Source organism: Acinetobacter sp. 1000160 (assembly GCF_000588715.1).
Classification (GTDB): Bacteria; Pseudomonadota; Gammaproteobacteria; order Pseudomonadales; family Moraxellaceae; genus Acinetobacter; species Acinetobacter courvalinii.
The window spans coordinates 106477-125017 of record NZ_JFWP02000008.1; the positions used below are offsets into that span (position 1 = coordinate 106477).

Annotated in this window: 16 protein-coding genes; all 16 read right to left on the reverse strand. The window is 40.1% G+C overall.

The genetic code is table 11. The features are described 5' to 3' along the window. Nucleotides 1-52: 52 nt before the first annotated feature. A complete protein-coding gene (galE, locus tag J699_RS03765; protein ID WP_032870896.1) occupies nt 53-1069 on the reverse strand; it encodes a UDP-glucose 4-epimerase GalE in 1017 nt (338 codons plus the stop codon). Further along, the gene (gene pgi / locus J699_RS03760) at nt 1062-2735 is read right to left on the reverse strand and encodes a glucose-6-phosphate isomerase (protein WP_032870893.1); all 1674 of its coding nucleotides are present in this window, start codon (nt 2733-2735) and stop codon (nt 1062-1064) included. Before pgi ends, galE begins: the two co-directional genes overlap by 8 nt. Before the next feature lie 2 nt (nt 2736-2737). Beyond that, nucleotides 2738-3997, reverse strand: a complete 1260-nt coding sequence (locus J699_RS03755; protein WP_032882949.1) for a nucleotide sugar dehydrogenase — start codon at nt 3995-3997, stop codon at nt 2738-2740. Between the two features lie 20 nt (nt 3998-4017). Next, nucleotides 4018-4893: a UTP--glucose-1-phosphate uridylyltransferase GalU gene (gene galU, locus J699_RS03750; protein ID WP_032870887.1), complete on the reverse strand. Its 876-nt coding sequence runs from the start codon at nt 4891-4893 to the stop codon at nt 4018-4020. A 12-nt stretch (nt 4894-4905) separates the two neighbouring features. After that, a complete protein-coding gene (locus tag J699_RS03745) occupies nt 4906-6780 on the reverse strand; it encodes a polysaccharide biosynthesis protein (RefSeq protein WP_032870884.1) in 1875 nt (624 codons plus the stop codon). Between the two features lie 152 nt (nt 6781-6932). Beyond that, on the reverse strand, nt 6933-8102 hold the full coding sequence (locus J699_RS03740) for a DegT/DnrJ/EryC1/StrS family aminotransferase (RefSeq protein ID WP_032870881.1): 1170 nt from the start codon (nt 8100-8102) through the stop codon (nt 6933-6935). Between the two features lie 31 nt (nt 8103-8133). Beyond that, nucleotides 8134-8793 (reverse strand): acetyltransferase, encoded by a 660-nt coding sequence (locus J699_RS03735; RefSeq protein ID WP_032870878.1) that lies wholly within the window; start codon nt 8791-8793, stop codon nt 8134-8136. Then, nucleotides 8790-9395 (reverse strand): sugar transferase, encoded by a 606-nt coding sequence (locus tag J699_RS03730; RefSeq protein ID WP_032870875.1) that lies wholly within the window; start codon nt 9393-9395, stop codon nt 8790-8792. Before J699_RS03730 ends, J699_RS03735 begins: the two co-directional genes overlap by 4 nt. Nucleotides 9396-9405: 10 nt before the next feature. Then, nucleotides 9406-10638 carry a glycosyltransferase family 4 protein gene (locus J699_RS03725; RefSeq protein ID WP_032870873.1) on the reverse strand — a complete coding sequence of 411 codons (1233 nt, stop codon included), beginning with the start codon at nt 10636-10638 and terminating at the stop codon, nt 9406-9408. Between the two features lies 1 nt (nt 10639). Beyond that, the gene (locus J699_RS03720) at nt 10640-11743 is read right to left on the reverse strand and encodes a glycosyltransferase family 4 protein (RefSeq protein WP_032870871.1); all 1104 of its coding nucleotides are present in this window, start codon (nt 11741-11743) and stop codon (nt 10640-10642) included. A gap of 47 nt (nt 11744-11790) precedes the next feature. Then, nucleotides 11791-13128: an O-antigen polymerase gene (locus J699_RS03715; RefSeq protein WP_032870868.1), complete on the reverse strand. Its 1338-nt coding sequence runs from the start codon at nt 13126-13128 to the stop codon at nt 11791-11793. Next, nucleotides 13125-14462 (reverse strand): phenylacetate--CoA ligase family protein, encoded by a 1338-nt coding sequence (locus J699_RS03710; protein WP_032870867.1) that lies wholly within the window; start codon nt 14460-14462, stop codon nt 13125-13127. Before J699_RS03710 ends, J699_RS03715 begins: the two co-directional genes overlap by 4 nt. 8 nt (nt 14463-14470) lie before the next feature. Beyond that, complete coding sequence (locus J699_RS03705) at nt 14471-15871, reverse strand: oligosaccharide flippase family protein (protein WP_032870866.1); 1401 nt, start codon at nt 15869-15871, stop codon at nt 14471-14473. Nucleotides 15872-15917: 46 nt separating this feature from the next. After that, on the reverse strand, nt 15918-17000 hold the full coding sequence (locus tag J699_RS03700) for a DegT/DnrJ/EryC1/StrS family aminotransferase (RefSeq protein ID WP_032870865.1): 1083 nt from the start codon (nt 16998-17000) through the stop codon (nt 15918-15920). A gap of 1 nt (nt 17001) precedes the next feature. Next, nucleotides 17002-17580, reverse strand: a complete 579-nt coding sequence (gene wbpD, locus J699_RS03695) for a UDP-2-acetamido-3-amino-2,3-dideoxy-D-glucuronate N-acetyltransferase (RefSeq protein ID WP_032870863.1) — start codon at nt 17578-17580, stop codon at nt 17002-17004. Beyond that, nucleotides 17577-18527, reverse strand: coding sequence for a Gfo/Idh/MocA family protein (locus tag J699_RS03690; RefSeq protein WP_005228287.1), 951 nt, complete (start codon nt 18525-18527; stop codon nt 17577-17579). The genes wbpD and J699_RS03690 overlap by 4 nt, the downstream gene beginning before the upstream one ends. Nucleotides 18528-18541 lie beyond the last annotated feature (14 nt).

The window sequence follows — 18541 nt, forward strand, 5'->3', positions numbered from 1 at the left end:
AATGTAAGCAATCATGGCAAAACATTTTAAATATGACGAAACAAGATAATGTTTAGTTAAAACCATTTGGATTTTGCTTTTGCCAGTTCCAGCTATCTGCCAACATATCTTCCAGCGTATATTGCGGCTGCCAACCGAGCTCAGCTTGCGCTCGCGAAGCATCTGCATAAAATGCTGGCAAATCCCCGGCTCTGCGCTCCGCAAATTCGGTTGGAATCTGAATCCCGTTCACTTTTTCAAAGGTTTCTTTAATTTGTAGAACCGAAATTGGTGTGCCTGTTCCAATATTCCAGGCCCGACAACCGTGACTGTTTAACCGGTTGGTGACCGCGAGCACATGGGCTTTAGCTAAATCCACTACATGGATAAAGTCCCGCTCACAGGTCCCGTCTTTGGTTGGATAATCATGACCAAAAATAGATAGTTTTTCACGACGTCCCACAGCGACTTGAGTCACATAAGGCATCAGGTTGTTCGGGATGCCTTGTGGGTCTTCCCCAATCTGGCCACTCTTATGGGCACCCACCGGATTAAAATAACGCAGTAAGGCAATCGACCATTTTGTATCTGCTAGCGCCATTTTTTCCAGCATCTGCTCAATAATCAGTTTGGTATAACCATAATTGTTATTCGGCAAACTCAGCGGCATATCTTCCTGATAGGGCGAAGGATTTAACTCACCATATACCGTTGCAGAGGAACTAAAGACCAAACGCAATACGCCCGCTTTTTGCATCGATTTAAACAGTTGTATACTTCCCGCAATATTATGATCAAAATATGCCAAAGGAATTTGCTGGCTCTCTCCCACTGCTTTTAAGCCCGCAAAATGAATTACGGCATCAATCTGATGATTTTGAAAGACAGGGTCCAGTTCATGGACATGGCGAATATCACCCTGTATAAATACCAGGTTTTTATGGGCCAGTTTTTCGACACGGCGTAAAGCCTCTTCCGAGCTATTGGATAGATTATCGAATACCACTACCTCATGGCCTGCATCCAATAATTCTACACAGGTATGCGAACCGATATAGCCCGCACCCCCGGTGACTAAAATTTTAGCCATCTGTTTTTCCTAGCAATATTTTAAGCAGGCCTTGCGTTGATGCATCAAAGTTAGAGAGGTCTTCCTGCTCACGGTTAAGAATCGGCAACAGCTGATTGGCAATTTCCTTGCCTTTTTCAACGCCCCATTGATCAAAGGGATTGATATTCCACAATACCGACTGCACAAACACTTTATGTTCGTACATCGCAATCAACATCCCCAAGCTATATGGATTCAACTCTTTGAGTAAAATGGTTGAACTCGGCTGATTGCCTTCATATTGCTTATAGGCAGGTAGTCCTTGCAGCTCATCTGCCGCCAAGGCCTGATTGCCAAAGGCCAGCAGGCGTGACTGGGCCAGACAGTTGGATAAGGCCAGATGATGTTGCTCGACCAAGGCTTCGGCACTTTCTGCATAGGTAAACTGATTGGCGTTATAACGTTTGACTGGAGCAATAAAGTCACAACTGACCGAATGCGTGCCTTGATGCAACAACTGATAGAACGCATGTTGTGCATTCGGCCCCACTTCACCCCACACAATTGGACATGTCACTGAACTGACCTTTTCGCCATTGCGCTGGATGGATTTCCCGTTCGACTCCATTTCCAGCTGTTGCAAATAAGCGGCAAAATACTTGAGCCGCCCGTCATAAGGCAGCACGGCGTGGGTCTGGATATCGAGAAAATTATTATTCCATGCCCCTAACAGCCCCATTAATACTGGAATATTCTGTTCAAACGGCGCCGTCTGGAAATGTTGGTCAATGGCGTATGCCCCGGCCAAGAATTGCTTAAAGCCTTCCACGCCAATGGTCAGTGCAATTGGCAGACCAATACACGACCATAATGAATAACGGCCACCGACCCAATCCCAAAGCAAAAGTTGCTTATCTGGTGCAATACCCCATTCGGTCATTTTATCCGGTTTGGTCGACACCCCCACAAAATGATTCTTGAGGATTTTTTCATTATTGCCTAAGGCTTTCTCTAGCCATTGACGAACAGTCTGAGCATTAGAAAGTGTATCAATTGTCCCGAACGACTTGGAAGAAATAATAAATAAGGTGGTTTCAGGGCGCAGCTGATGCAACAACCCAGAGAGCTGGCTGCCATCCATGGTTGAAACAAAATGAATATCTAAGGGCTTTGCGGTTTTGACCTTAAAATCTGAAAGTGCATGCGTGACCATGAGTGGACCAAGATCTGATCCACCGACCCCAATATTCACCACATCCTGAATCACTTCACCCGTTGCACCACGACATTGGCCGGCATGAATTTTTTCAACCAGTGCATACATTTGCTCAAGTTGCGCTTGGACCGCCTGATTCACGACTGGCAGCGTTGGACTAGATTTAGGCAGACGTAAGGCCCAGTGCATCGCAGCGCGTTGTTCCGTGTAGTTAATCTGCTCACATGAAAATAGACGTTTAATCCATCCATCCAGATCCTGCGCATGCGCCAAATCTACCAGCTGGCTTAAAACCTGCTGATCAATCCGATGTTTACTAAAATCAAAAACAATCTGGTCATACTCAGCGGAAAAACGTTTAAAACGTGCCTCATCTGCTGCAAACAGGGTATTAAGATGCAGGTCTTTAAATTGTTTTTGTAAAACCGCTAACTGTTCTACCACCGAAGTCTGTTCCCTGACCGGAAAAGGATGTATCTGTTTTGTCATCTTTAACGCCCCACTCCCATATAGGCAAAACCTTGTGCTTTTACATAGTGCGGGTCATAAATATTGCGACCGTCTAAAATTAAGGGATGTTGCATCAATTGGTTTAACTGTTTGAAATCCGGACTCCAGTATTGTTTCCAGGCCGTTAAAACACATAACCCATGTACATTGTGTACAGCTTCATATTGATCATGATGCAATATCAGGTCACTGCGCTGTCCGTACATCATCTCGATTTCATCCAGTGCCTGCGGATCATGCAGATGAACGGTGACACCCTGCGCCCACAAGGCGGCAAGCATCTGATGGATTGGAGAGTGTTGAATGCTGGAGGTATTCTCCTTAAAAGAAGCCCCCCAGATGGCAACGGATTTTGCTTGTAAAGCGCCGTGATAGTAATTCCACAACTTACGGAACAGGATCTCTTTTTGTTGCTCATTAATATCCCAGACCTGGGCAAGCAACTGGCTTTTCACCCCGGTATTGGCAACGGTATTGGCAAGGGTCAAAATATCATGCGAAAAGTTTCCCCCGCCAAAACCGGCACCCGGTGCCAGATACGCCGAGCCGATACGACTGTCTGCAGACATGCCCTGCCGCACCGAGGCAATATCAATCCCGAGTTTTTCAGCCACCACGGCCAGATCATTAATATAACTAATACGGGTCGCCAACATGCCGGAAATACTCAGTTTGGTAAACTCGGCATCCAGTATAGGCATAAATAGATATTGCTGTTCTAAGGGAAAAAAGGGTCTAAGCAACTCTTTGACCTTGACCTGCACTTCGCTGCGTGTGCAGCCCACAATCAACTGCTTGGCCTGAGTCAAGCTCTGTAAGGCATTACCTTCCTGCATGGTATCCGGCAAATAGACCCAGTCATCATCCGACAAGATCTGCTGGAACTTCTCGGTTCCGCGTAAACCAAAGGTTGAGGCATTGATCATCAGTTTTGGATGAATGATCGGACGTTGTTTCAGCGAGTGTAACAGCTGAAAAACCTGCTGCTCCTGCGTCTGGTTAAAACTGAACAGATAGGCATCGATATCTAGCGGAATACTGGCTAAATCGCTATAACGCATAAAACCCGTGGTCAGCTGTTTTTCGAGTAAATGACTGACATTTTCATCATGAAAGGAATATTGCTGATCATCCGCTTTGGTATCGAGCTGTGAGCACCAATACACCAGATGCCCCGTTTCAGACAATAATGCAGACATCACGCCTGCATATAAGGTATTGCCAAAGATTGCAACTTTCATAACATGCTTGCCCTCAATGATTACAGGGCCAATTCCTTAATCAGGCCCTTAAACTCTGCGCCCAGTTTTGGATGCTCAATCCCATAATGTAACACAGCTTTTAGATAACCCAGCTTGCTACCACAGTCGAAGGTCTGCCCTTTCATGCGATATGCCTCAACGGTTTGTGTCTGCTGTAAAGTCGCAATCGCATCTGTTAGCTGAATTTCATTGCCAGCACCGCGTGGGGTATTTTCCAGCAGTTCCATGATTTGGGCAGGCAGAATATAACGACCAACAACCGATAAATTCGAAGGCGCTGTCCCGACTGCCGGTTTTTCTACAATCCCCTGCATCACGATACTCTCACCTTCATTCGGTGAAACCGCAACATCCACAATCCCATACTGATCAACCAGATGATCAGGCACGGCCTCCACCATGATTTGTGCAGCTTGAGATGCTTCAAAGCGCTGAATCATCAAGGACAGATCATTTTCAGCGCTCTGGTTTTTGACTAGCACATCCGGTAATAACACCGCAAAGGCTTCATCGCCGACAATATCTTTTGCACAAAGTACCGCATGACCAAGGCCCAAAGGCTGTGGCTGACGCACACTCACCACGCTGACATGTTTTGGCAGAATGTCGGTGATTTCTTTGAGCAAATCAAATTTCTTTTTTTGCTCTAAAGTCGTTTCCAGCTCAAAATTACGATCAAAATAGTTTTCAATTGAGGCTTTTGAGGAATGGGTGACTAGAATAATTTGTTCAATTCCTGCTTCAACTGCTTCACGTACCACATATTCAATTGCAGGACGATCAACAACGGTCACCATTTCCTTCGGAATCGATTTACTTGCAGGTAGAAAACGTGTACCCAGACCTGCAACAGGTAAAATTGCTTTTTTGATCATTACTATCTCAGATTAATTTACTCTAACTTCGCCACTACGCTTATAGCCATCTACATAATGTTCAAGCTGGGTTAAGGCCCAGTCAACATCATGATCGATTGCTGTCATCTGGCTGATTTTACCAAAGACTTCCTGAATTTCGTCCAATGCAAAATGCTTCTCAAACGAACGCAGGATACGGGTATGTTCAGTATATTCAGTATTGTCCTGATCAATCAGCAGTTCTTCATACAGTTTCTCGCCTGGACGTAAGCCGCTATAGGCAATTTCGATATCACCATCCAGTGAACCACTTTCTCTCACTTTTAAACCGCTGAGCTTGATCATTTGGCGCGCCAGATCCTGAATTCTGACCGGTTCACCCATATCCAGCAGGAATACATCCCCGCCAGAACCCAAGGCACCTGCCTGAATCACCAGTTGCGAAGCTTCTGGAATGGTCATGAAATAACGGGTCACTTCAGGATGAGTCACGGTAATCGGGCCACCTTTGGCGATCTGTTGCTTAAACAGTGGAACAACCGAACCGGAAGAGCCCAATACATTACCAAAACGAACAATGCTGATTTGGGTAGCAGGTTTGCTTTCAGCCACGGCCTGACAATACAGCTCAGCCATACGCTTTGATGCCCCCATCACATTGGTCGGACGTACCGCTTTATCGGTTGAGATCAACACAAAGGTTTCTACGCCTTTTTTCACGGCAGCATTCAGGCTGTTTGCGGTACCAATGCTGTTGTTCTTCAATCCCGCAATCGGGTTACATTCAACCAAAGGAACATGCTTATAGGCCGCAGCATGATAAACCGTCTGGATCTGGTATTGTTCAATAATCCGTTCAAGTTTTTGCTGGTCCTGTACCGTTCCCAAAATTGGAACAATTTCACAGGTGGCTGTTTGTCTTAACTCTTTATCAATGTCATATAACGCAAATTCTGTTAGCTCATATAGCACTAACATTTTAGGTTTATTTTTAATAATTTGACGGCATAGCTCAGAACCGATTGAACCACCCGCGCCTGTCACCATAACCACTTTATTCTGGATATTTTTGGCAATCAGATGTGAAATCGGTGGCACTGGATCACGTCCCAATAAGTCGATAATATCCACTTCCTGGATATCCGAAACCTGGATTTCGCCATCGACCAGACGGGTCAACCCAGGAAGTTCAGTAATTTTTAAACGTGCGCTTTCAAACTGCTGGATAATTTCTGTTTTGCGCACCCGCCCCACTGAAGGCAGCGCCAGTAAAATTTCATCGATACGGTCTTTCTTAAAACGCTGTAAGGCTTTTTCAACCGAATAGACCTTTAAACCACCAACCGTCTGGCCTTGTAAAGAAGTATAATCATCAATAAAGAATACCGGTAAATGGTCATCTGAACGATGCAATGCGGCAGCAATTTGCTGACCTGCATCACCGGCGCCATAAATCGCAATGCGTTTACGTCCAATTTCGGAATAGTAAGATGCCTTAATCATAAAGCGAATCACTGCACGGCTGAGCCATACCCAGGCAAACATCATGAAACCATACATAAATGGAATCGACATCGGGATATAGGCTGGCGTAATCACATTCAGGATGTACAAGGTAGCCATGGTCAAGGCAACCGCAATCGCCAGCTTAACGATAAAGACTTCGTTAAATGTCCGTACAATAAAATGATAAACGCCGGTGAGTGCCAAACTTAAGACCGTAATCAGGCTAACCAGAATCATCCCATGATCAATACCGGGAATAACGTCGGCACCTAAGTCAAATAAACGGATGACATAGCACAACCATAAAATCACGGGAAAAGCTAATGCATCCAGAAAAATCAGGAAAAATTGTTTATATAATCTTGGCGCTGAGGCGAATTGATGAATAATCTTTTTCACAATGATCTTCTAATGATCCATTTTACAGTTTGATCTTTATACGCATTTCTTATAGAACTAGAAATGACTTTTACATATTGATTACACAATCATAAGCAGCAAGAGCCTGACCTTGGATCACCCTCTTGCTACCTTCTTTCATATTATGCAGATTACATGATCTGCTTCACATTTTTGATCACATCAATCGTTTGATCAATACTTTCTTGACTTAAAGTCGGATGCACCAAGAACATCAAACTGGTCTCACCGAGTTGTTGTGCATTCTTCAAACGCTGTTGCGGACGCCATGGTGTGCCGTCAAAAGCATGTTCCAGATAGACTTCCGAACATGAACCACTAAAACACGGTACATTTTGCGCATTAATTTCCTGCATGATCCGGTCACGTGACCAGCCCTCAGGCAATGCAGCTAAATTGACTTGGACATAACATTTATAGTGAGCATGTACATAGTCAGCCGAAGGCAAGTGAACAGTAAAATAAGCAGAACCTTCAAATGCCTTTAAAATTTTCTCTGCATTTTCAGTGCGTTGTTGTGTCCACTCTGCCATACGCGTTAACTGGATACGACCAATCACCGCCTGCATCTCCATCATACGCCAGTTTGTACCAAATGAATCATGCAACCATCGGAAACCTGGCGGATGTTGCTTGTTATAAACGCTATCATAACTTTTGCCATGATCTTTATAAGACCACATTTTCTTCCATAGCGTTTCATCATTGGTAGTCACCATACCGCCTTCACCACCAGTGGTCATGATCTTGTCCTGACAGAATGACCAGGCCGCAATATGCCCAATCGAACCGGCCGGTTTGCCTTTGTATTTGGCACCATGCGCTTGGGCACAGTCTTCAATGACATACAGGCCCTTTTCTTCAGCAAGCTGCATGATCGGGTCCATATCACACATCCAGCCCGCCAGATGCACACAAATAATCGCTTTGGTATTTGGAGTCAGTACCGCTTCAATGGTACGGCGTGAAATATTCTGTGAATCCAGTTCTACATCGGCAAATACAGGATTGGCGCCAGCCGTGACAATTGAGCTGGCTGAAGCCAGGAAGGTACGTGAAGTGACAATCACATCATCACCCGATCCAATGCCCAAGGCTTTTAAAGCGACATCCAGCGCAACGGTACCATTGGTTAAAGCCACTGCATATTGAGTACCGGCAAATGTTGCAAACTCTTTTTCAAATTCCCGGCATTCTTGCCCTGTCCAGTAATTTACTTTATTGGAAAGTAATACATTTTTAACTGCGTCCGCTTCTTCTTGCGTAAAACTTGGCCATGGCTCGAATGCTGTGTTCAACATTGTAATTTCCTGATCTATAAAATAATACGGCTTACTTCTTTTCTAAAATTCTTGCAGGGTTACCAATTACGGTTACACCTGGCGGCACGCTTTTGGTGACTACCGCACCCATACCCACGATCGCACCTTTACCAATCACTAACGGCTTATCGGGCGTGCCCTGTTTAATCACAGCTCCTGTCCCAATATAGGCATGGTCTTCAATATGAATATTGCCATTACATTTCACACCTGGTGCAAAAGTAACGTAGTCGCCGATCACACAGTCATGCTCAACATAACTGTATAAATTAGCATGAAAGCATTTGCCGATTTTTATGTTTGATGTAATTGAAACAAAAGGGCTTAATGCAGCACCTTCACCTATCTCAATATTGTCCATCATAATTATATTATCCGCTTGCACAGTCCATAAGTGAATGGCATCCATTAAAAGCTGATTGGCGATTTTTTCACGAATCTGACTATTCGCAATTGCGATCAATACATATTTATTGTCAGCATTTAAATTTTTAAAAGCCTGATAATTGATTGCTTTATGACCATTAATGGTTTTTTCTTCTTGTAAGCTATCATCAATAAAATAAATTTCGGCTGTACTATTCAAGCGCTGTAACTGTTGTCGTGCCACAGGCATCAAACTGCGACCACAGCCTGACGCCCCATAAATCGCATAGATCGATTGGCTCATTCCTTCTCTTCCGATGAAGTGCCCGTAAATTTTGTCATTGTTGCTTCACCAGCTTCATTGATATCATCTTTGGCAATGACTTTCTTCACCGTCTGCAGCATGATCTTAAAGTCTAACCACAGCGAACGGTTTTCTACATACCAGGTGTCCAGTTTAAACTTCTGTTCCCAGCTAATCGCATTCCGGCCATTGACCTGAGCATGTCCAGTCATACCTGGACGGACCTCATGGCGTTTGGACTGCTCTTTATTGTACAGCGGCAGGTATTCCATCAGTAATGGTCGCGGGCCTACAATACTCATATCACCTTTGATCACATTCCAGAGTTCAGGCATTTCATCCAGACTGCTTGAACGTAACATCTTGCCAAAAGGGGTTAAACGCTCACTATCCGGTAATGAATTACCCTGCTCATCAATTGCGTCTTTCATGGTTCGAAACTTGATCATTTCAAAGGGTTTACCATGCAGACCTGGACGGACTTGGCGGAATAACACAGGCGAACCAAGATTCTTTTTTACTTTATAAGCAACATACACATATAAAGGTGAAAGCAGAACTAATGCAGTTGAAGCGATAATGATATCCAGCAATCGTTTCATGAGTTATCCATTATTTAAAGACAATATTTTCGAGTTTTTCTGCAATCATGGCATATTCAAGATGCTGTAATACAAACTGTTTACCATTTGAACCTAACTGTTGGCGCTGTTCAGCAGTTAAATTATATAATTGTTGTACAGCTCCTACGATTGCTTCAGGATCTTCAGCCTCAATGGTGATACCAGCTTGAGCTTGCTGAACAATATCTCCTTTACCAGAAAAAGCATGAATAATAGGTTTACCTGCATATAGATATTCAGGTAGTTTATTCGGTGCTATTCCAAAACGATAAAGTGAATTTTTCTGCCAGCCAATATAACAAATGTCGAACTGCTCAAGCATGGATTGAATTTGTTTCTTTGGAATTGCATCAATAAATGTAATATTTCGTAGATCCAAAGATTGAACTTTTCTTATTAAACTTTCTTTTTCCTTTCCTGAACCAACAAGAACAAAATGTAACTGCGGATTACTGGAAAGAATCTTTGCTGCTTCAATAAGGTCATCTATAGCATTAGCAACCCCAATAGTTCCTGTATATCCAATGATAAATTTATTTTGAGGTAACTGACTGAGTGTCTCCGCATTTAAAGGCTGCTTTTGAGAGACCTCTTCTAAAGATACACCATTTGGTATCCAGTGAAACTTACTACTATCCAGACCTCGGGTTTGCATATGTTCAACGGCATTATATAAATTTGAAAATACGTAATCAGCTTTTTTATAAGCTCGATCCTCAACCCATTGCATGAACTTTATAAATGGATGTTTTGATGAATGTCCACCTAATTCCATTAAAGTTAAAGGCCAAATATCTCTTACTTCAAAAATAAAAGGAACCCTAAATTTGTTTGCGAGATACTTAGCACCAAGATAACCAATAAGAGAAGGAGATGAATATAAAATTACATCTGGCTTAGCTGGAACTACGTTTGACATATTACGTAAAAGCCAAGAGAACTTAAACCAGTTTAGTACACGCTGTTTGCTATGCGCTTCCTGATATTCAGGTAAATTGACCCATACAAATGAGAAGTTAGGAATAATTTCCTCAATAAGATATTGCTCGTCAAACTGCTTTGGATTACGAAGAAGATGACTATATCGACCAGCAATCACATAAACTTGATGGCCTTTCTTTGCTAGCTCTTGGGCCAGATAATAATGTCTACCACCCATTGCTGTTTCTGGCGTTGAGCTATATTGATTAATAAACCAGAATGTCTTTTTATTTTCGATCATCTCAAATATCCAAAATACTTGAATAAAAGTTAAAAAGTTTTTTTTCTTCAATGCTCCAATTATATTTCTCTAAAACTGCTGTACGCCCTTGTTGCCCCATCAATCTAGCCTCATCAGGAGAGTTAACAAAATAATCTATAGCTTGAGCAATTGCAGCAGGTTTTAAGGGATCAACACAGATCCCACATCTTGCGTTATCTATAATAGAACGCCATAACGGAAAATCTGATGCAATTACAGGTATCCCTGCACACATATATTCGAACATTTTTACGGGTAATGAATCTAAATAGCTACGTGTTGGATGTAAAACGACTAATCCCGCTACCGATGAAGCTAAGGTTTTTCTTATTTCATCTCGCCCTACATAGCCTAAAAAATTAACCTTCTTCCAACCTTCCATTTCAATTACATATTGTTCTAACTTTTTATCTGCAAAATCTCCTGCAAGAAACAAATTCGTATTGCTATCTGCTAAATTAATTGCATGAACCATTTCTACAATTCCACGCACATCAGCCAAACCACCAATATAGCAAACTTGATTTCCTTTTAATGTATCCATAGAAATAGAACTGAACTCCTCTAATTTTGGATAATTATTAATATCAAGTGTATTTTTATTAATATTAAGAAATTTATCTCGGATAAAAGGAGTTGCTGTCACAATTCCATCCAATTTTGCACATGCATATTTTTCATAAGTTTTAACAAGAAAAGCGATAACTTTTTTAGAAAAAACATTCAAATAATGTTTCGACATAATTTGATTAGGAAGATCCTCATGTGCATCAAATAAAACTTTTTTTCCATGTTTTTTTAATTTTAATCCTATCGGTATAAGTTCAGGATCATGTAAATGATATATCTGTGCATCTAAGTCAAGTGCTTGTTTGAGTACGGCGTTAGGTGCATTAAGAATGCGGTTTTTCCGTCCATTAAACTTACCCACATCTAAGATATTAACTTTATTTTTAATCTCACTCCCCTTGCCATCAGCCACGATTAGATAAGTATCGTAGATTTGAGCTAAAGAACAACATTGTTTAACGAAAATACGAGTGTCAAACCTTGGATGAGCGGATGTTAAATGAGCAACTCTCATAAAAAATTCTCCATAAAATTATAATAAAACTCATTTGATAAACAATGCTATTTTTTTGAATTAAAATGCAATTTTCCAGAGATACTCATAATAATTAAACTGGAAAAAATTATACCATGAGTAAAAAAAGTTGTTGGTAAATCGGAAGATAAAAACAAGGTTAAATAAGGCATCAAAATAACAGAATTAAATAATACAGGTGAAACATTCTTTCCAAACAATGAAACAAACCAATTACAGAAAAGCATAATACCAATATAGATAGAAATTCCTAAATAACCGGCATGTGCATATCCCGAACCCACAAAACCCGTATTTGCGCCCATGCCATATCTACCTAAATAAGCACCTACTTCATGTGTTAATGTATCAAAATATGGATAATTTATAAAAGGTGACAAAATACTATTTGACCAATAAACTCTTGGATACTCATAAAACATATCAAAATATATAGAATTCAAAAATGGTGGTGTGAACATAGCTCTTCTTAGGAAAATCGAAGGAATCATAATATTGTCATATATTATATAATAAGCATAAACTAAAGAAACAAATGACAACATAGCTATAGTAAAACCAATATACATTCTGTTATAAGTTATCGGCTTAATATTTGCTCTTGAACCACCAAAAATATAATAAAGACTTAGGCAAAAACCTATTGGTACAAGTACAGATTTATGGCCTGTTAATGTAAAAAGAAGTATTATAACTAAGATAGAAAGAGCTGTTTTCCAACTCCAAAATCCTTTTCTTATTAAGGCATAAGCTAAAAGAAATGGAGCCACAACCTTTACAGACCAACTAAACAAATAGCTGAGTACTCCTGTAAGCTGGTTATCTTCTCTAAATTCATATACATCATCAAAACTCAAGACAAACTTGCCCTGATTATTAAAATAAAGCCCCAAGATACATATAAACAAAAAAAACCAACAAAACATAATAAAATACATATTAATATTTATGTTATTAATAAATTTATCATTGCTTTTATTAGATCGTGAATGCCCTGACGGTAAAAACAAAACTAGGATACAGTAAGCCAAGACATTAAAAAAGAATGAGTTAGAATTTGCATCACCTATAGCGTAATAACTAGAAGCAGGAATTAAAGCAACTATATATATCACAAAATATGTATAAGCAAGAACACTACCTATTTTTTTTGACCAAAGATAATAGGATATAAAAATCATAAAAAAAGAAAATATATATCTTACATTATCAAATTCATATTTAAACCCATCATAATCAAATATAGCAACGACAAAATCTTCATAACCAAAATCTATAGCAAATCTAAAAATTAGAATTAAGAAAAAAATCGTCCAAAAAGAAAATTTATTCTTGATAATGCTACTGCTTTCATGAGAATTCATACTACATTACTCAAAGTCTCATCCACTAGAAATTTATGCTTTTTCCCTTGAGGAGGAGTTATACAATCCACATAATTAAAGACTAAATCAATATTACCAATTCTTTCTGAAATAGAACGACGAATATAATCTTCAAAAGACTGATTATAATCTGGAGATTTAATAATTCGAAAGGTCATCTGGTTTTCACCAGTTTTAGCTATTTGGTACTGTAATACAGGAACTTTTCCCATTAAGACAGTCAAAACGGGTACCCCAATTACTTTTCCAGCAATTACTAACGTATCAGTAACACGGCCATAATTCACAAAAATACGGGGTGTTTTTTTCCCACAAACGCACTCACTAAAATCGATTCTACCAATATCGCCGGAGTCATAACGAATAAAAGGCATTACTTTATCTATCAAATTAGTGATTATAATTCTTCCAACACCCTCTCCAAATTCTTTTGTAGTTTCATCCTCTACAATTTCTATATAAGCTCTCTCAGGATCAATATGCATACCTGAATGCTGATGACATTCGAAAGCAGTAGCTCCGCCATCATTTAATCCCCAACCGTCATATACTTCACATCCGAAAGCATTTTCAATATTTTCACGTACATTTTTTACCAAAACCTCAGATGTACTAAATATAGCGGATATCTTTAATTTAGAGGTCAATCCATTAGCTTGCATATATGTTGCTAAAGCATTCAATGCTGATGCATATCCACGTAAAAATTTTGGTTGGAAATCTATAATATCTTTTGAATATAGTTCTAATTGTTTATCATCCATTCCATAAGATGAATAATAGCGAACATTTGCCAGTTTCTCTACGATCCTTTTTCTAAGGGGTTTTTTTATCCCGACTAATGATCCTCCCGCAATAATAGCTAATCGATCACCAGCCCTATATCCAGCCAATCCCAAACCTCGATCTAACAATAAAGAAGAATATAAGGCATTTTCAGAAGACATAACATATTTTAAAGGTATACCTGTCGATCCACCTGTCGATCCATTAACACGCTTCAACTGACTTTCTTTTACAATAAAATCATCTTTATTTTTCGATATAATTTCCTTCGTAATTATTGGAAAAGACTGCAATTGGTCAATGGAATAGATTTCAGGAATAATTAACTCTCCTTTAGCCACTAATTTCTTATAATAAGGTACATTATTAATCGCGTACTTTATTGTTTTTAAAATAGCCTCTTCCTGATATAATTTAATTTCATTTTCACTCCAACAAGCCGAATTCTCAAGAAAATTACTAGTTGATAAATAACCTTTTCTGACAATAGCTTTAGAATAAATAAACAATTTATTTTTGTAACTCATATCAGTCCTTATCCTCGCACTGCTGCTCTCATTGTGAAAAATGCATTTATTCCACAAATTATTAAAGAAATAATAATTAGTCCAAGTAAAATTTTCATTTCTGCATTTAGTATCACTCCTAAAAGACAAGGAGCTGCACAGAAAATTCCAACTCGAAAAGCTTTAATAGTTACTATAGCCGTATCTCTTATACGAAGACCTATAAGAGCATACAGTCTTAATAGAAAGAAGAGCCAGCATAAAGCACTGCTCAATGAAAAAAGAACTATAGTGTATTTTAAATCATTTAAATATGCGCCATATAGAATTGCACACAAACGTACTATAAAAAGAGTAAATTGAAAGATTAAATATTCTGATTGTTTACCTATAACCTCATATGTAGTACTCAGGGGTGCAGTTACAAAAACTAAGTAAATCCATGGTAGCATCCATTGTGCAAAAAGACCGGCTGTAGCCCATCGCTCCCCAAATACCCATGCAAAAATATCAGGTATAACAAAAATTAATGTAATTATTACAGGCATTGCCATATTAGCAAGTTTATTATGTACAAAACTAATAGTTGTTCCTAAACTTCCCTCACGCCAAGTTTTGGCGGCATCTGATAAAAATACATTACCAACAGCACTAGCAAGCAATGTAATAGGCGCTGTAACTAATCCGAATGCTAGAGTATAGTAACCTGCAACTTGGGAAGAGAATAATGAAGCAAATGCAAGTGGAGGTAATTGAGCACCAGATGTATTAAGTAGTCCAGCCCAACTTGAATAAAGTGGAAACCGACGATACTTCTTTGCAACAGAAATAATTCTTCTTCTGTTACTAGATTTTAGTCTTGAAACAATCCCTTTAGATAAAGTGAAAGCTCCTGCGCCTTGCCCAATTGATTGAGCAAGAATTAAAGCCATCGCACCTAACTTATATCCTAACAATTGAATTATCAATATAGTGATTGATTGATTGATTCTTGTAACAGCTACACTCTTGAAGAGCTTTTCTCTTATTGCATATTTGTTAAGTATTTGGTACGTACCAACAAACAGTACTCCAAGAGGCAAGAGCCAAAATAATCCCTTTAGCCTTGGTTCTTGCAAAAAAAATGCAATACTTTCACCCCAAATCCCAATTAACAAGCATGAAATTAATGCTGTAAATCCCACAAGAATTAAACTTAAAAAAACTAAATCTATAGCCTCTTCATCCCTCTCTGGTATAGGAATAGCCATTTCATATCGAAAGCTAGCTATCACACAGAACAACGCTAGTATTCCTATATAAATGGCAAGAACTCCAAAATCTTGGGGAGTGTATAACCGTGTAATTATAGGAGTAGCTATGACCAGTAATAACTGAGACCCCGCTGCTCCCCCAGCCATTACTGCTGTATTCCTAATAAAGCGTTTCATAAAGATTTAGTAGTCCTACAAAAGTCAATATAAGCAAAAACTACTTTTAATAATTTAGAGGCTGCACAATTTCTTTGATTTGTTCAACAGTTAAGTAAGGATGCATTGGCAAACTCATAACTCTTTCCGCAATTTCGTCACCGACAGGCAAACTCACACTTGCATCAGCCACTGCAGGTTGTTTATTCAAAGGGATCGGATAATGTACCGCTGTTGGAACCCCTTGAGCTTTTAGTTTTTCCTGAACATCTGCACGATTATCGACCTGAATCGTATATTGCGCCCATGCACTGGTGTTATGTGGCTCAAGATATGGCGTTGTCTGGATACCTGCATGACTAAATAACTGGTTATAAACTTCTGCTACTTTTTGACGTGCCTGCATTTCATCATCCAAAATTTCTAGTTTTGGTAGCAAAATCGCAGCCTGAATGGTATCTAAGCGACTATTCACGCCGACACGAATATGATGGTAACGCTTATCTTGTCCATGACGTGCGATCTGGCGAATCACCTTAGCCAACTCATCATCGCTGGTAAAAATAGCCCCGCCATCACCATAGCAACCTAGTGGCTTACTTGGGAAAAAGCTGGTACAGGCAACTGTACTTAAATTACAGCTTTTACGACCTTTATAAGTTGCACCAAAGCTTTGTGCAGCATCTTCAATTACGGGAATACCGTACTTTGCAGCAATCGCGTTGATTGCATCAAAGTCCGCACACTGACCATATAGGCTCACCGGAATAATGGCTTTTGTGCGAGGAGTAATCGCTGCTTCCAGTTTTTCAGCATCCAGATTATAAGTTTTAGGGTTAACATCCACGTAAACTGGTTTCGCACCTAATAAAGCCACTGTTTCCGCGGTCGCAATATAAGTGAAGCCTGGTGTGATTACCTCATCACCTGGACCAATACCAAATGCCATTTGTGCAATTTGTAAGGCATCGGTTCCATTGGCGCAGGTAATACAGTATTTCGCACCGACATAGGCAGCTAACTTTTCTTCCAGCTCAATTACTTCTGGGCCTAAAATGTATTGACCATGCGTCAATACATTTTGAATACCGGCATCAATTTTATCTTTAATTCGATGTTGCTGTGCTTTTAAATCAATAAAGTCAATCATATTAACCTTGCTTTGTCAGTGTCGTTCCATCAAGTTGGTAAACTGCGCCTGTATGCGAGCAGGTCACTTGTGCCTGTCCTTGCAAAGGAAGTTCCAGCTGCTCACCAAACTCACTCATCCAGCCAATTTGTTTTGCAGGTACACCCACCATCAGTGCATAAGCAGGGACATCTTTATTCACGACTGCACCCGCCCCAACAAAAGCATATGCGCCGATTGTCACACCGCAGACAATGGTACAGTTCGCGCCTAATGTGGCACCCTTTTTCACCAGCGTATCACGATATTGATCTTTACGCTCTATCAGCGAACGCGGGTTATACACATTGGTAAAGACCATGCTCGGCCCACAAAATACGCCTTCTTCCAGAACAACATTATCGTAAACCGATACATTGTTCTGGACTTTACAATGGTCACCAATAATGACGCGGTTACCCACAAATACGTTCTGACCCAGAGACACGCCTTTACCGATTTTGGCTCCGCCACAGACATGCACAAAGTGCCAGACACGTGAATCTTCACCAATTTGTGCGCCGTCATCCACTATGGCCGTTTCATGTTGATAAAAGCTCATGCTTTTTTCACCTTTGCCAATAATGGATGAGGATTTTCCGGATTTTCAACTATAGGAGAAACACGGATCACTTCAACAGTCTCAATTGCTGCACGGTTTTCTTCAACCCCGTAACCTTTACCTTCCAATACACGCTGGTAGCTTTGGGTATGAAGATCGGTAAAGCCGCCTGAAAACTCAAGTTCTTCATTTTCAATGGTAATACTGCGATAAGTCAGTTTCTCACCTTGTACTGCATTGTCCGGAAGGTTATTGGCATCAATTGACAGGAACCAGCGTACACGCGCACGTTCGTATTCCAGATAACCTGAAGCCGTTTTTTCATCGCGGAAATGCACTTCATTTTTAACAATCTTGCCAAAAATAAAATGTAGCATGTCATAGAAATGCACACCGATATTGGTCGCAACCCCACCCGATTTGTTGTCTACCCCTTTCCATGATTTTAAATACCATTTACCACGAGAAGTGAGATAAGTCAGATCAACATCAAATACCTTATCCGCCGGTGCAGCTTGAACTTTATCGCGCAGGGCAATAATAGACGGATGTAAACGTAACTGTAAAATTGAGTTTACCTTGGCACCATATTGCTTTTCATATTCAGAAAGCATATTTAAATCTTCTGAATTCAGTACCAATGGTTTTTCACAAATCACTTCAATACCGTTTTTCAACGCATATTTCATGTGAGGGGCATGGAGATAGTTGGGTGAGCAGATCGCAACATAATCCAGCTTTTCACCTTTTAATTTTTGGTCTTCTACATAGGCTTCAAATTCTTCAAATTCAGTAAAGAATTCAGCTTCAGGGAAGTGACTGTCCATAATTCCGACAGAGTCATTTACATCCATGGCTACAGCCAAAGTATTGCCTGTTTCCTTGATTGCTTTCAAATGGCGGGGTGCGATATATCCAGCCGCACCGATAAGAGCAAATTTTTTCATCGTTTCACTTCTTT

Bases quoted from the DNA above. Each gene is read 5' to 3' on its own strand.
- J699_RS03720 (WP_032870871.1), bottom strand. From the start codon at position 11,743: ATGAGAGTTGCTCATTTAACATCCGCTCATCCAAGGTTTGACACTCGT.
- galU (WP_032870887.1), bottom strand. From the start codon at position 4,893: ATGATCAAAAAAGCAATTTTACCTGTTGCAGGTCTGGGTACACGTTTT.
- J699_RS03715 (WP_032870868.1), bottom strand. From the start codon at position 13,128: ATGAATTCTCATGAAAGCAGTAGCATTATCAAGAATAAATTTTCTTTT.
- galE (WP_032870896.1), bottom strand. From the start codon at position 1,069: ATGGCTAAAATTTTAGTCACCGGGGGTGCGGGCTATATCGGTTCGCAT.
- J699_RS03735 (WP_032870878.1), bottom strand. From the start codon at position 8,793: ATGAGCCAATCGATCTATGCGATTTATGGGGCGTCAGGCTGTGGTCGC.
- J699_RS03725 (WP_032870873.1), bottom strand. From the start codon at position 10,638: ATGATCGAAAATAAAAAGACATTCTGGTTTATTAATCAATATAGCTCA.
- J699_RS03755 (WP_032882949.1), bottom strand. From the start codon at position 3,997: ATGAAAGTTGCAATCTTTGGCAATACCTTATATGCAGGCGTGATGTCT.
- J699_RS03700 (WP_032870865.1), bottom strand. From the start codon at position 17,000: ATGATTGACTTTATTGATTTAAAAGCACAGCAACATCGAATTAAAGAT.
- J699_RS03730 (WP_032870875.1), bottom strand. From the start codon at position 9,395: ATGAAACGATTGCTGGATATCATTATCGCTTCAACTGCATTAGTTCTG.
- wbpD (WP_032870863.1), bottom strand. From the start codon at position 17,580: ATGAGCTTTTATCAACATGAAACGGCCATAGTGGATGACGGCGCACAA.
- J699_RS03740 (WP_032870881.1), bottom strand. From the start codon at position 8,102: ATGTTGAACACAGCATTCGAGCCATGGCCAAGTTTTACGCAAGAAGAA.
- J699_RS03705 (WP_032870866.1), bottom strand. From the start codon at position 15,871: ATGAAACGCTTTATTAGGAATACAGCAGTAATGGCTGGGGGAGCAGCG.
- J699_RS03710 (WP_032870867.1), bottom strand. From the start codon at position 14,462: ATGAGTTACAAAAATAAATTGTTTATTTATTCTAAAGCTATTGTCAGA.
- J699_RS03690 (WP_005228287.1), bottom strand. From the start codon at position 18,527: ATGAAAAAATTTGCTCTTATCGGTGCGGCTGGATATATCGCACCCCGC.
- pgi (WP_032870893.1), bottom strand. From the start codon at position 2,735: ATGACAAAACAGATACATCCTTTTCCGGTCAGGGAACAGACTTCGGTG.